General features: G+C 44.1%; 13 protein-coding genes. 1 reads left to right on the forward strand and 12 read right to left on the reverse strand.

Translation table 11 applies throughout. The annotated features are described in order from the left end of the window. Positions 1–4: 4 nt before the first annotated feature. The 11 genes from AC2FA3_RS04040 to AC2FA3_RS04090 all read right to left on the reverse strand — a co-directional run bounded on the left by AC2FA3_RS04040 (position 5) and on the right by AC2FA3_RS04090 (position 11,040). The gene (locus tag AC2FA3_RS04040) at positions 5–553 is read right to left on the reverse strand and encodes a 3-phenylpropionate/cinnamic acid dioxygenase subunit beta (protein ID WP_201610703.1); all 549 of its coding nucleotides are present in this window, start codon (positions 551–553) and stop codon (positions 5–7) included. 12 nt (positions 554–565) lie between these two features. Then, a complete protein-coding gene (locus tag AC2FA3_RS04045; protein ID WP_490508436.1) occupies positions 566–1,870 on the reverse strand; it encodes an aromatic ring-hydroxylating oxygenase subunit alpha in 1,305 nt (434 codons plus the stop codon). A 55-nt stretch (positions 1,871–1,925) separates the two neighbouring features. Then, a complete protein-coding gene (locus tag AC2FA3_RS04050) occupies positions 1,926–3,776 on the reverse strand; it encodes an AMP-binding protein (RefSeq protein ID WP_490508437.1) in 1,851 nt (616 codons plus the stop codon). 100 nt (positions 3,777–3,876) lie between these two features. Then, the gene (locus AC2FA3_RS04055; protein ID WP_490508438.1) at positions 3,877–4,845 is read right to left on the reverse strand and encodes an NAD(P)H-dependent flavin oxidoreductase; all 969 of its coding nucleotides are present in this window, start codon (positions 4,843–4,845) and stop codon (positions 3,877–3,879) included. Positions 4,846–4,850: 5 nt separating this feature from the next. Continuing rightward, positions 4,851–5,870: a 4-hydroxy-2-oxovalerate aldolase gene (gene dmpG, locus AC2FA3_RS04060; protein WP_201610730.1), complete on the reverse strand. Its 1,020-nt coding sequence runs from the start codon at positions 5,868–5,870 to the stop codon at positions 4,851–4,853. Between the two features lie 3 nt (positions 5,871–5,873). Then, positions 5,874–6,815 carry an acetaldehyde dehydrogenase (acetylating) gene (locus tag AC2FA3_RS04065; protein WP_201610738.1) on the reverse strand — a complete coding sequence of 314 codons (942 nt, stop codon included), beginning with the start codon at positions 6,813–6,815 and terminating at the stop codon, positions 5,874–5,876. A 56-nt stretch (positions 6,816–6,871) separates the two neighbouring features. Further along, the gene (locus AC2FA3_RS04070) at positions 6,872–7,657 is read right to left on the reverse strand and encodes a 2-keto-4-pentenoate hydratase (RefSeq protein ID WP_490508439.1); all 786 of its coding nucleotides are present in this window, start codon (positions 7,655–7,657) and stop codon (positions 6,872–6,874) included. Between the two features lie 51 nt (positions 7,658–7,708). Further along, positions 7,709–8,596: a VOC family protein gene (locus AC2FA3_RS04075; protein WP_490508440.1), complete on the reverse strand. Its 888-nt coding sequence runs from the start codon at positions 8,594–8,596 to the stop codon at positions 7,709–7,711. Between the two features lie 54 nt (positions 8,597–8,650). Further along, positions 8,651–9,892 (reverse strand): NAD(P)/FAD-dependent oxidoreductase, encoded by a 1,242-nt coding sequence (locus tag AC2FA3_RS04080; RefSeq protein ID WP_490508441.1) that lies wholly within the window; start codon positions 9,890–9,892, stop codon positions 8,651–8,653. Continuing rightward, a complete protein-coding gene (locus AC2FA3_RS04085; protein ID WP_062536176.1) occupies positions 9,889–10,197 on the reverse strand; it encodes a bifunctional 3-phenylpropionate/cinnamic acid dioxygenase ferredoxin subunit in 309 nt (102 codons plus the stop codon). Before AC2FA3_RS04085 ends, AC2FA3_RS04080 begins: the two co-directional genes overlap by 4 nt. A 12-nt stretch (positions 10,198–10,209) precedes the next feature. Beyond that, positions 10,210–11,040: an alpha/beta fold hydrolase gene (locus AC2FA3_RS04090; RefSeq protein ID WP_490508442.1), complete on the reverse strand. Its 831-nt coding sequence runs from the start codon at positions 11,038–11,040 to the stop codon at positions 10,210–10,212. A gap of 665 nt (positions 11,041–11,705) precedes the next feature. Here AC2FA3_RS04090 and AC2FA3_RS04095 point away from each other — a divergent pair. Further along, positions 11,706–12,272 carry a TetR/AcrR family transcriptional regulator gene (locus AC2FA3_RS04095; protein WP_490508443.1) on the forward strand — a complete coding sequence of 189 codons (567 nt, stop codon included), beginning with the start codon at positions 11,706–11,708 and terminating at the stop codon, positions 12,270–12,272. A gap of 109 nt (positions 12,273–12,381) precedes the next feature. Here the strand turns inward: AC2FA3_RS04095 and AC2FA3_RS04100 are convergent, their stop codons facing one another. Continuing rightward, positions 12,382–13,197 carry a thioesterase family protein gene (locus AC2FA3_RS04100; RefSeq protein ID WP_490508444.1) on the reverse strand — a complete coding sequence of 272 codons (816 nt, stop codon included), beginning with the start codon at positions 13,195–13,197 and terminating at the stop codon, positions 12,382–12,384. Positions 13,198–13,719: the final 522 nt, after the last annotated feature.

Below are 13,719 nucleotides of genomic sequence, written 5' to 3' on the forward strand. Positions count from 1 at the left end.
AGCGCTACATAAATACGTTTAGGTTTTTGGTCAGTAACGTAGATTGTTGCAGCAGAATCAGCCGTCCAGCCAAACGATACTCATCGCCTACTTTGCGCCAGATGTCTTTACGGCGTCCCATCAAGGTAGAGTCATCACGCTCAAAGCGACTGCGGTATAAAGTAAATACACTATGGACTTCAAACTCGTCCGCTTTATCGGTATGAAAGACCTCTAAGTTTGATATCGCCGTTACCTGACGGGTTGGCGGATCTTCTGTCCAGCACATGCCACTATCATTGCGTTTTAGGCGCATCATGATTGAATCTTTGTCTTCTTCAAACAAGGATACTCTAGCTGTGGTAATTTCTGGCGTACGGTTCCTACGCAGAATGTTCTCGCGAATAGGTGCCCAGTAAATTAAATCGTCTTCCAAGTTGTCTGCCCATTTATCAAGAATCTCGTGATTTAGCAGATATATTTCATGATTGACAAACCTTTGAATATCAAAAAAAGTCTGAATATCTACATGTTTACCTTTAGCTTCAAGTGCTAATAACTGATCTCTGGTCATGGTTAGCTCCTTTTAGAATTTTGACTCTGCTAGTGGAATATCAGCCCAACTGCCAGCTTCCATAAATTCGGTATAGCGTTTGAAAAACAGACGTTGGTTGGCGTCATTCAACTGACCTTTGGTAACCGTACCTGGCAAGTCAATAGGAACCGCTTCGCCCTTCGTTGGATTCATGGCATAGCACAATTTTTGATTACGAGTGACGTATCCTGAGTTGCCAAGCGTGGCATGTTCCCAGTTTTCTCCATCATCCATCTCCAAAATCCCACTTGGCGAAAAAGTACGCATAGCGCCCAGTCGCCACTTATCTTTTATCTCGTCCGATGCTTCGCTTGGAACTAACGTCCAGCTATGCAGTTCTGTCTCTGTTGGTCCTTTGGGTAGAAAAGTTCTAAAGGTTAGGTAACCAGGTAAGAAAGCAAAGTTAGGGAAGATAAGTCCCGATGCCACCGAACCTAGCATTTTTCCACGTGCTACCCCTAATCGCTTGCTAATCTCTTGCTCACGAGAGCGTAGATATTTGATGATATCTTTGTCGCCCATGGTCGCCGCATTACCAAAGTTATTGGCTAATGAAAATTCCCAACCATGACCATTGACACTGGCTTGATAAGAATTTTCATTACTGACCATAATGCCGCCAGCCTCTTTAAGTGTTGCCTCTGCCGCACCAAGGTGCGTCCATAAAGCATGATAAATATCACCGACAAAGTTATCAGCAGGATATTTCCAATTACATTTAAGTAATGAGCGTGTCGTCCCAGGCAAAAACTCAGTGCCTTTATCGTCTACGTCCAAGATTGCATCCAAATACCAGCGGAAATCACCCAAATACTCTCCTAACGACGGCGCTTCTTCATCAAAAGTTGCAAAGACCAAGCCTTTATAAGTTTCGACGCGAGCTCTATGCAAGCCCCAGTCTTCTTTGTTAAAGCCTTCGGTTTTGTCATACAGCTCATTTGCAGGCATACCATTGAGCTTACCGTCTAGACCAAACGCCCAGCCATGATAATTACAGACAAATGAGCGAATTTTACCTTCACCGGCAAAGCACACTTTATTGCCGCGATGCGGACAAGCATTAAGCATGACGTTGATGCTTTTATCTTTTGCTCTCGCGACAATAACTGCATCTTCTCCGATGTAAGTGGTGATAAAGTCGCCAAAGGATTTGACTTGTGATTCGTGGGCGACAAAATGCCAGCAGCGTGCAAAAATCTGCTTTAGCTCTTGTTGATAGATAGCCTCATCCCAAAAAATACGTCTATCTATTAATCCATTTTCGTGATCAACCATTGATCGGATATTCATTGACATTGGTAGTTCTCCGTAATTAAAAGTAAGCGGTTTTAGTTTAATAAGTGATTGTGGTTTAAAAAGAATGAAAGTAAATACTCGATTGTCTTTCTTCGTCATACATCTTATCGATGAGTTCTGACCAACTCTCTAATAAAGCCCTTTGATTTAAATAGCCCTTATCAGTTATTTCATTTTTTTCAATTGATGGTTGCTCAGGTATGATGGCAACCCTACCTATCCTGGTGCTATTGCTGAAATACACGTCGTTATATTCTTGCAATAGCTTAATGACCTGACTAATAACCTCATCTACCTGTTGCAAATGGGCAGCATTTTGTTGCTCTTCGCTCAATTTATACTCTTTGGCCAAACGCTCAATATTAGGCACGATAAGTAAACCAATTTCCGACTGGTTGTGTCCTGTAATAACTGCATCTAAAAAATAAGGTTTTAATGCCGTCACGACCCCGACTCTGATCGCGTTGACATTGACCCAAGTGCCAGAGCGCAGTTTGAAATTCTCAGACGTTCTGCCATCAAAAATTAGGCCTTCAGATGGGTTGTCTGGATTGATTAATCGACCTGCATCACCCATCGAATAAAAACCGTCTGCATCAAAAGCTTCAGCCGTTGCCTTTTCATTGCGCCAATACCCTGGCGTCACATTGGGACCACGTACCGCAAGTGCCACCTTATCCTGCACCGGTGTTAACTTAATCTCGGTGCCAGGCATAGGAACACCAATATTAACGGCGACATCAGACTCAAAGTTTAAGCACGTTGCAAAAGGAGCGGTTTCTGTAGAGCCCCAGCCAGCCAAAAGCTTTGGACTCGTGCCGACCAGCTCAATGGAAAGCTCAGCTAATCTATTTCTGGTTTTTTCAGGTAAGGCAGCAGCGGCAATAAAAATGACTTTTACAACTGAAAAGAACTTGCGCGCTTGTCGATGATTGTCTTCAAATTCTGCTAATAAAGCTTCAATACCAGCGGGTACGTTGAAGTGAATGTTGGGCTCAATCATGCAGATATTTTCAATGGTTCTGCCAATATGTCCGGGTACAGGTTTGCCATCATCGATGGTTAAGGTGCCACCATTAAACAAGGCGATATTGACACATACGTTGCCACCAAAGGTATGACTCCATGGCAACCAACTTACCAAACTGGGCGTCATATCCTTCAAAAACGGCCACATCTTATAAAGAGCAAATTGGTTGCTATACATCATTCGATGGGTGTTGATAACGCCTTTTGGATTACCCGTAGAGCCTGAAGTCATCATGACTTTAGCAATAGTGTCTTGGGTAACCGCTGCTCTTCTCGTCTCAACATTTGCCTCTGTCACTTGCGGCAAGCTTCGAATCGCAGGGATATCATCCATATCTGAATTAAAAGCAATACAAGGTATGTCGTGATGCTCAAGGATGAAGGTTGCGGCTTTTTTAAATAAATTGGTGTTACTAAAATGAATCACACCAGGCTTGACCGTATCGATGATACTAGACAGGCGCTCGAAGGAATTGCCATAGACGGCATATGCAATAGACACAGGGGTAATAGGCACGCCAAGTGTCATCGCTGCAAATGCTACCAACGCATGATTGATAGAGTTTGGCGCTATTATCATAAGCGGCTTGTCTGCTGAAATATCTAAAGTTCCCAAATGAGTGGCAATACTCTTCACTCTAGAGGCAAACTCTTTGTAAGATATCTCCGACCAACCATCCGCTGCTCTTTCGCGCATGCAAACCGTATTTGGAGAGCGCTTAGCCCAGTGATCAATGCAGTCCAGCATCGTATGCTCATCAAGATTAAGCGGCTCTTTATTACGTAGCACAATATAGTTTTGAGCACTGTCATCAGTGACCACATCGTGGCGACCAAGTTTTATTTGTGGGTCAGTTTTGGATACAAACTCAATCATTTTGCCCATCCTTCCATGGTTAGACTAACTTGAATCTTTATATTCAATGCTCATCAATCGGTATTGGATATAAAGATAGAAACTGCTTGTTACTTACTGCTTATGCTTTAGGCCATTCGGCAAGCTTATCGTTAAGCGTAGATTTCAAGGTTTTAAGCTCGGTAGCTAACGAGTCAACCACATCAGCGACGCTCTCAACGCACTCGGTCGCGCTCACCCCGTGACCTGCGCCCCAAGTGTCCTTCCAAGCTTTACCTTCACCGTGGATATCAGAAAAATCAATTTCCGTACTGCCTTTAGACGACTTAAGATCAAAGCCTGATTTTTCTAAACTGGCTTTTAGCCAATTGGCCATCACTCCAGAGACGACATCTGATGTCACAATATCCGACATGGTTGAGTCAACCAACATACTGCGATAATCATCGTTTACTAAGCTCTCAGGACAGCTGATAAAGCGAGTGCCCATATAAGCAAAGTCAGCCCCAAGAGCGAGCAAGGCGGCAATTGATTTGGCGCTTTGTATCGCGCCGCCAACGATGATAGGCCCATCATAAAAACGGCGAACTTCTTCTACAAAAGCAAAAGCCGTATATTTGCCGGTATGACCGCCTGCACCAGAACAGACCAAAATAAGACCATCGACGCCTGCTTCGACGGCTTTTTTAGCTTGCTCTGCATTGATAACATCGGCGAAAACCTTGCCACCAAACGCATGAACTCTATCTAACACTCGTTTAGGACTACCAAGTGCGGTCACGACAAACTTAGGTTTGTAGCGCTCAACCAATGCCAACTCGGCCTCAAAACGGTCGTAGCTTTTATGGACAATCATATTCATCGCCCACATACCCTCAGACGCGGTACCTTTAAGTTCAGATTCTATTTTGTCCAACCATTCTTCTAGCACCTCAATCGTGCGAGCGTTAGGGGCTGGGAAACAGCCTATTATTCCCGCTTTCGCTGATGCGATAACCAAATCAGGACCCGATATCAGGAACATCGGCGCCACGATAACTGGCAGCCGCATCTGATCATATAATGTAGATACGATATCTCTATTAGCCATATCCTCTACCCCTTCACTTTATTGATTAAGTCCAGAGCCACATCAACGATCATATCTTCTTGACCACCGATAAGCTTACGCTTGCCCACTTCAACCAATATCTCTCGCACATCAATATTGTATTGCTTAGATGCTTTTTCGGCATGACGTAAGAAGCTAGAGTAAACACCAGCATAGCCAAGTGTTAGCGTCTCACGGTCAACCCGAACAGGCCGGTCTTGTAGTGGTCGCACCAAGTCTTCAGCCGCATCCATCAATTTATAAAGGTCGCAGTTATGCTCCCATCCTAAACGGTTGATAGCGGCAATAAATACTTCTAGTGGTGCATTGCCAGCGCCAGCGCCCATACCTGTCAAGGAAGCATCGACACGAGTCACGCCATTTTCGACCGCGACAATGCTATTGGCGACACCTAGACTTAGGTTGTGATGCGCGTGAATACCAAGCTCAGTGCTGGCATTTAACGTATCTTTTAGCGCCTTTACCCGATCTGCAATATCATTCATATTCATCGCGCCGCCGCTGTCTACGACATAGACACAACCTGCGCCATACGACTCCATGATTTTTGCCTGCTCGGCCAGTTTGGTGGGCGATACCATATGCGACATCATCAAGAAGCCTATCGTGTCCATGCCCATCGCTTTCGCTGTTTCGATATGCTGTTTTGAGACGTCCGCTTCTGTGCAATGGGTTGCAACACGCACTGAACGTACGCCCAAATCATAAGCGCGCTTTAAATCTTTGACAGAGCCGATACCGGGTAGCAATAGTGTGGTCAATACGGTTTTGTCTAATACATCAGCAACCGCCTCTAACCACTCCCAATCGGTATGCGCACCAAAGCCATAGTTGAAACTACTGCCGCTTAAGCCATCGCCATGCGCAACTTCAATGGCATCAACACCAGCTTCTTCGAGGGCTTTAGCGATATCACGTACATGGTCAATACCATACTGATGACGTATGGCATGCATACCGTCGCGAAGGGTGACGTCTTGGATATATAGTTTTTTATTAGTCATGATTTATGCTCCTACTTGTGCTTGTCTGGCTACCGCAATTTTTTCAGCAGTTTTCAGTGCCGCTGAGGTCATAATGTCTAGATTGCCCGCATACGAGGGCAAATAATGCGCCGCCCCTTCTACTTCAAGGAATACTGAAGTTTTGAGTCCTGTCAGCGTGCCGATATCTGGTATATGCAATGGGTTTTTTTCGGTATAGCGCTCAAACTGTACTGTCTGTTTTAAACGATAACCTGGTACGTAGCTTTGTACCTCTTTTACCATTTCATCAACACTGGCTCTAATATCGTCTTCATTGGCATCTTCAGAAAAGGTGAGTACAGTGTCACGCATAATCATCGGGGGTTCGGCAGGATTTAGGACAATAATCGCTTTGCCTTTTTTGGCACCGCCTACCTGTTCGATAGCTTGCGAGGTGGTTTCGGTAAACTCATCAATATTTGCACGTGTACCGGGTCCTGCAGATTTTGATGAGATAGAGGCGATGATTTCTGCATAATGCACAGGTGCAACGCGTGATACGGCATATACCATTGGGATGGTCGCTTGACCACCACACGTCACCATATTGACATTAGGCTGATCGATATTAGACTCACCATTGACCGCTGGGACAATAAACGGGCCAATCGCAGCTGGGGTCAAATCAACAATAACTTTGCCTGCTTCATTACAAATTTTAGAATGGGTGGCATGTGCAGAGGCTGAAGTGGCATCGAAGACAATCGCGATGTCCTTCCACTCAGGCATAGCCACTAAACCATTGATACCTTCGTGAGTGGTTGCGACGCCCATACGTTTGGCGCGTGCTAAGCCATCAGATTCAGGATCGACACCAACCATGGCGACGATTTCTAGCTCTTGAGAGGTTTTTAGAATTTTAATCATCAAATCGGTTCCAATATTTCCTGAACCGATGATGGCGACTTTCGCTTTCGTTGACATATTATTGACATCCTTTTCGATAGGTGAACTGCTTATTCGACTTGCTATTCGGTTGATTAATCGATAAAACTTACTGACACAATATTTAGACCATCTATGCTGGCGGTAAATTGATCCCCTGATTTGACGGCTATCATTGGACCTAGAGCACCAGATAGCACCACATCACCTGCTTTGAGTGGCTCACCATTTTTAATCATCATATTGGCAAGCCAAAGTGTCGCCAATAAGGGGTTGCCTAAACACGCCCGACCTTCGCCTTCAGAAACGACTGCATCACCATTTGCTAATTGCATTTTGCAGTTTTCTAAATCCAGTTGGCTGAGCGGTACAGGAGTGGTTCCCACGATAATTCCGCCATAAGAAGCGTTGTCAGCAATGGTGTCAAACAGGCTAATATCCCAATTCGCCACACGGCTATCGACAATCTCTAAAGCGGCAACGGCATAATCAACGGCGTTGATGACATCGATAATCGTTAAATGGTCAGCATCTAAGTCAGACTTAAGTACAAAGGCAATTTCGGCTTCAATTTTGGGCTGCAAAAACTGACCGACAGATATTTGTGCCCCTGAGCAATAGCAAGTATCGGCATAGACCATGCCATAGTCAGGTTGATCTACACCCAATTGTGCCTGCACAGCGGTTGAGGTCAGGCCAATCTTGCGACCAATGGTGACTCTACCTTGCTCACTCCAGCGGCGATGATTCTCTTGCTGAATTTGATAAGCCAAAGAGATATCGGTAGCGTCAACTTGGTCACGCAGTGGTGCGATTGCGCCTTTGGTATAGGCATCAAACAATGAACTGGCTGAATCGGCGGCAGGATTATTATCATTCATAATGTAAAGCTCTCATGTGCGTCGTGTATTTTTGCGTCGTATATTGATAGGTTATTTACGTGGCGGACGCTGAAACTTATGTCCCCAAGCTGAATTGGTATGATGAACTTTGACATGCCAGCTATCATCATCAACTTCTATGGCACCCCAGCCAAACTCAACATCAAAACCAGAAGGGCTCATGGTATAAAAAGACAACATCTCATCATTAGAGTGTCGACCTAGCGTGAACGAGAAATGTGTACCCGCTTTCTCTGCCGCATCCATCGCCCGACCAACATCATCAACGTTATCGACTTGCAACATGATATGAGCAACTTTCGCTGGGATAGGCACAGGCGCTAATGCCAAAGAATGATGACGACCGTTACAACGTAAGAAGGAGATACTTAAAGGTTTACCAGGTACGATTTCGGTATTGATGTAATCTGATACTTTGAAGCCTAAAAGCTGAGTATAGAATGCTTCTTGCGCCGCATGATCTTTAGTAATAAGAACGATATGACCGAGTCCCTGCTCGCCAGTGATAAAGCGAAAACCTTTAGGACTGACAAAAGGCTGATTAGTCAACTGCAAAGGGCCATAGAAGGCTTCACAGCGGGTGCCATCAGGATCATAAAAGACGATAAGCTCTTTTACTTGACGAGATTTTGCCAACTCATCTGAACCCAATTCAAAAGCGATACTATGCTCGTGCAAGCGGTTTTTTAGATTTTCCAAATCTTGCTTGTCACTGACTTCCCAACCGACATAATCTAGATTGTTATGATCTGAGTTTTTGAGTTGAATACGCCAAGCATACGAATCGACGCGCAATGACATATCACCGTTATCATGGTCATCGACACTGACGCCCAGTATGTTTTCGGCATAATCTCGCCACGCTTCTTTATCAGCAATGGAGAAGCCCAAATAGCCCAACGCTTTTATCTCTGACATGTTAAAAGTCCCTTTTATGAGTTTTATCCCTTCACCACACATATAGCCGCGCATCTAGCCGCGCATTAGTTTTCGCAGTGGTAGCTCTGGATTGGCCAATTGTGATGGCTCAACATTCACATCATTCTTTATCATGCGCATGGCGGCGCGAACAGCATTTGGATTATTGACGCTGACGGCACCGACGACGCGGTTATCAACCACACTAAAATACACCGGCCAATCACCTTCAAGTCTCACGACCAAATGCTCTTTTGTTGGTAAAATCTTGCCAGCCATCTCTATATGCAAATCGCCTTGATCTGACCAAAACCAATCGACGGGTGCAGCAGGCGCCTCTTTATTTAAAATAGCCGCGGCGGCTCGCTCCCCTTGATGTTGCGCTGACTGCCAATGCTCATGACGTACCGTTGAGCCATCAGCTTGGTTCACTGCCGCAACGTCTCCTGCCGCATAAACGCCTGCGAATTTAGTAGCTTGATTCTCATTTACTTGAATACCACCCGTTACTGGGTTTAATAACTCAGCGCTGATTGCATCCGAAAGATAAGGGGTGTTTGGCGCCATACCAACGCCCATTACAATGACATCAACCTCAATGGTCGTGGCATCGTCAAACAATATGGACACACTGCCATCTGGCTGCTCTATGAATTTATCGAGGCGGCAATGAGAGATCAGCGTCACGCCTTGGGCGCAGTGATTGGCGACGATTTTTTCGCATAATTCTGTCGGCAGTAGATGAGCCATGGGCAGCGCAGCGGCATCTAACCACTGTACTGCGGCGCCAGATTTTGATAACGAAGCTGTAGTTTCAGCACCAATAAAGCCACCACCTATCACCGCCACGCGTGTATCAGCGGTCAATCGTTGGCGTAGGTTTAGAGCATCTTCATAGTGACGTAGTACCAAGACTTGTGGCAAATCTGCCCCTTCTATAGGCAGTCGTCTTGCCTCGCCACCCGTTGCCAACACGATGACATCAGCACTTAACGCTTTACCAGATTCCAAAGTGATGCAGCGCGTCGTAGGATCTAATTGACGCACACCATCACCGTAGTGAGCTTCTATATTGAGCGCCGTGAGCTCGTCATCGCTGATTAAAGCAATATCGTGATGGGTGCTATCTGCTTGCATCAAAATCTGCTTGGATAATGGTGGTCTCTCGTAGGCGCCATGTTGGTCTTTATCGACCAGCGTAATGCTGCCCAAAAAGCCCAGTTGGCGTAATGTTCTGACGCAACTCACTCCAGCGGCACTTGCACCAACAACGATGACTGACTCAATCTGTCTCATCTGTCGACCTCAACGTATATCTCACCATCTCTAATTTCGACATCATAAACATTGACGGCTTTTATCGCTGGCGGGTTATCAGGAACGCCCGTCTTTAGGCAAAATACTGACATATGCAGCGGACACTCAACGGTATCGCCCTCTACAAAACCATCACAAAATGAGGCTTGGGCATGTGTACAGGTATCATCAATCGCATAAACCTCACCGCTTTCACCACGAATGATGGCGATTGGCGGGTTAAATTGGTCCAGCTTAATTGCCTCGCCAATGTCTAAGTCTTCTAATTTTCCAACATGAAACATAACAACCTCGCTCTATTCTGCCGTGAAATGATTGATGACCAATTGCAGGAACTCTTTAGGTCTTTCAGCCATGACCCAATGACCACAATTGGCTAAGACATGCAAATCTGCATTAGGCATCGAACGACCTAACTTAAAACCCATTTCTGTTGGCACGACTTTGTCTTCACGGCCGTGAATAACGATAGCAGGATGATTGATTTTGGCGACCACGTGCTCAGGCATGCCAGAGAGTTCGGTTTCCCCTTCCTCATTTGGCTGTACTAATAACTTGCGCAGACCTTCTTGAGCACCAGGAATAAGGCTGGTTTGATAACGCTCTTCGACCAACTCATCGGTGATGGTGTCTGGATTATATGGAAAGTGTGACATAGCTTGACGCATGTTTTCGCGTGATGGCGTGTAGTCCCATCCTGAGCGCAGACCGGGCGTCATAAAGAACTTGTCACAAGGGGTGCCCATTAAACAGAGCTTGGAAAATCTTTCAGGGAAACGGGCCGCCGTTGCAAGTGTCAACGAGCCACCAAATGAGTTACCAATGACGTGGGTTTTTTCGATACCTAACGCATCTAAAAAGGCCAGTAAGTGCTTGCCCCAATGCTTAATATCATAACTGAAGTTAGGATCTCTTTCGGTATGGCCAAAGCCCGCTAAGTCAGGCGCAATGACACGGAAGTGTTTGGCAAGCTCAGGAATAATCTTACGCCAGTTTGTATAGGCAGAGACGCCTGGTCCTGAACCATGCAATAGCAATAATGGCTCACCCTCGCCCATTTCCAAATAGTTGGTTTGCAATCCAAAAGCCTCAATCGTTTTGCCTTTGCCAGAATCAATTACTTGCATATTCAATCTTCCTTGATAACAGTTTTCACGAGATGATTATTTATCACTGACAATTACAATAATGCAAAGTATCGATCATGTCAATACGCTACCGTATGGTAAATTACAAAAAATTTTCTACCTATATTACGAAGCATAATGTAATTAATATATTTTTATTTCATAAATCCTTATAATTAATGGATTATAAGATAAAACCAGGTAGTTTCTTAGGCGAAATTATTAGGTAAAATTTATTTCAATTTAGCATAATTTAATATATTCTATTAATATATAACATACTAAAGCGTATGTTATATATTATAATTAGCCGTATATCGATGTGATAAGTAAGGATTTAAATGGTAGAAGCGCTGTTTACTGGTATCTAACAGGATGAGCGAGAGATCTTCGGAGAATAGGTGAGAATGAACCAGGTATCTTCTTAGGCTAGGACTTAAGTTTATTAAAATGATAAGATACGGCAAATTTGACCTGAATGACTAAGGGCTTGGCTCAATAAGCGTATAATTATCAATTGCTATAGTGCTATTGCATGGTCGGACTTCAGGTATCTTGCATTTAGCATTTAGAGTACTTGAAGCGTACAAAACATAATGAATTAACTGTTTAAGAGTGAATCAACGATGATTGACTCTTTTTTAATAAATAGAGGTCTTAAAAGCATGGATTTAATAGAAAAAAATCCAAGTCAATCCAACAGATTGACTGCGAAAGATTGGTTGGATATCGCTGAATCCGAATTGGCTAAATCTGGTATTTCTGCCGTCAGAGTAGAGCCGCTTGCCAAAAAGCTAAAGGTGACCAAGGGCAGTTTTTACTGGCATTTTAGTAGCAGAAAAGAGTTGTTCGAAAAGCTACTATCAAACTGGCGTACTCGCTCGACGGTTGCTATTATTGAGCGTTTAAGTGATATAGAATTGACACCTGAAGAACGCTTGAGAAAGCTTTTTTTGATTCCTTATAAGCGTAATACCAAAACCAATGGCGCGGCTTTAGAGCTTGCCATTCGTAACTGGTCACAAAATGATAAAGCGGTTCGAGAAATTCTGAATGAAGTCGATACGCACCGTCTGACTTTTATTGCGATGATTTTTGAAAACTTAGGATATGACAAAAAGCAGGCGGAGATAAGAGCCGCGCGATTTTATTACACGATGCAGGGAATATCGGTCGTTAATGTGCACAAAGAACAGGCTTCTATTGAGCAGATATTTGAAACTTTATTGTGATTATTTTTGAATAGTGCTGTGAATTTACTTACATGAATAATACTGCTAGCGATGGTGTCCTCGATTGAGTTCACCATCCTCTCTCATAATTTTTATATACCAACAAAATTTAACGCGGAATCTGACGAATAGTGAGAATTTGCTCACTACGACCAAAAGGTCCATAGACGTCATGTAAGACTGCACTGGTGATACCGATACCGTCAGCGCCGTATTGTTGTACTGCCTCTAAACCTAACCAGCGTCCTTTAGGCATACGATGCATGTGAATTTGCAAATCCGTATTAGGGAACATCCATTGTAAGTCGTTCAGCTCTAACCCCAGTCTTGGTACGATGCCATTAGCAATATCCACCATCCCGAGCAGATGCACCACATCAGTAGTAGGCTCACCTTCTACCATTGCCGTATCATTGGTAATCCATACCATACCTTTGCCCGCCCGCCGCTCCTTATTCGCAACCAGATGTACGCTTTTGACAAACCCACCCGGCCAGCTTTTCATCTCTTCCCACACAGGCAGCTTATCAGGATGCTGAGTTGCGTTTTGATCTTCCAAGCCTGCAATGGCGCTAGTATCTTGTGTCAAGAGTCGCCAAGCACGCGCAGTAATACAAGCGCGACCACCACTACTCATGACCGATTCTATTAACTCGATGGTTTTGCCAGGACGAATGCAGCGAGTGGTAATGATAAAATCCTCAAGCGGTATCAGTCCTAGTATATCAAGGCTAATGCGTGCTATGCGCATATTCGCTTGCGGTACATACTGGCTCAGCTCATGAGTCAACAAGCCCGTCGCTGCTGCCATATGCTGTTCATGTTGATTCCATGCGCCTTGGGCATGTTGAGTCGGTTCATAATGCGCAATGCTGACATTGTCTGCTTGCTGTTCACGTTGAATACAATTGTAATAAGCTGCCATAGTTATTCCTTCACTTTGGTTTCCTAGTAAGATAATCTGAATAGATTCAAACCTAGGATAGTAACAGATATATTGGCGTTGTTTACTTACTGACAGGATACTTTCACTTCTAACTGATGTTTTGAGTAGATAATTTGTCTCAGCAGAATTTGCAGAAATCTTGCGGGCTCTAAAATAGCTTTACTCTAACTATGTAAAAAAGAAGTCTAGGCGTCTGCTCAATTTTTTGATACTTTGAGAGAAAGCTATATCCCTTATTATCAATGATTGAGAAGCTTACTTGGAAGTAGAGCTACTTTAAGAGAGTGTAACAATGAAGAAATTTTATTTTGTAGACTGGCTTAATATTTATTAGATGCAAACTATCTCACTATTATGGTCATAGGAATACTATAAATTCATGTAAGGTATGACTAATTCTTATAGAAGTAAAAAAAGGTTGCTATGAACTGACCCCCATAAGTTGGACACAACTTATGGGGTATTTTTATGCGTTACGATCTAGACTTTAAGATGCAAGTC

It is taken from the genome of Janibacter sp. CoH_79_TC_3 (genome assembly GCF_058197955.1).

What these genes read in the sequence shown, in the direction of transcription:
- dmpG (WP_201610730.1), bottom strand. Translation starts at nt 5,870, where the DNA reads ATGACTAATAAAAAACTATATATCCAAGACGTCACCCTTCGCGACGGT.
- AC2FA3_RS04045 (WP_490508436.1), bottom strand. Translation starts at nt 1,870, where the DNA reads ATGTCAATGAATATCCGATCAATGGTTGATCACGAAAATGGATTAATA.
- AC2FA3_RS04050 (WP_490508437.1), bottom strand. Translation starts at nt 3,776, where the DNA reads ATGATTGAGTTTGTATCCAAAACTGACCCACAAATAAAACTTGGTCGC.
- AC2FA3_RS04095 (WP_490508443.1), top strand. Translation starts at nt 11,706, where the DNA reads ATGGATTTAATAGAAAAAAATCCAAGTCAATCCAACAGATTGACTGCG.
- AC2FA3_RS04090 (WP_490508442.1), bottom strand. Translation starts at nt 11,040, where the DNA reads ATGCAAGTAATTGATTCTGGCAAAGGCAAAACGATTGAGGCTTTTGGA.
- AC2FA3_RS04070 (WP_490508439.1), bottom strand. Translation starts at nt 7,657, where the DNA reads ATGAATGATAATAATCCTGCCGCCGATTCAGCCAGTTCATTGTTTGAT.
- AC2FA3_RS04075 (WP_490508440.1), bottom strand. Translation starts at nt 8,596, where the DNA reads ATGTCAGAGATAAAAGCGTTGGGCTATTTGGGCTTCTCCATTGCTGAT.
- AC2FA3_RS04065 (WP_201610738.1), bottom strand. Translation starts at nt 6,815, where the DNA reads ATGTCAACGAAAGCGAAAGTCGCCATCATCGGTTCAGGAAATATTGGA.
- AC2FA3_RS04040 (WP_201610703.1), bottom strand. Translation starts at nt 553, where the DNA reads ATGACCAGAGATCAGTTATTAGCACTTGAAGCTAAAGGTAAACATGTA.
- AC2FA3_RS04085 (WP_062536176.1), bottom strand. Translation starts at nt 10,197, where the DNA reads ATGTTTCATGTTGGAAAATTAGAAGACTTAGACATTGGCGAGGCAATT.
- AC2FA3_RS04080 (WP_490508441.1), bottom strand. Translation starts at nt 9,892, where the DNA reads ATGAGACAGATTGAGTCAGTCATCGTTGTTGGTGCAAGTGCCGCTGGA.
- AC2FA3_RS04055 (WP_490508438.1), bottom strand. Translation starts at nt 4,845, where the DNA reads ATGGCTAATAGAGATATCGTATCTACATTATATGATCAGATGCGGCTG.
- AC2FA3_RS04100 (WP_490508444.1), bottom strand. Translation starts at nt 13,197, where the DNA reads ATGGCAGCTTATTACAATTGTATTCAACGTGAACAGCAAGCAGACAAT.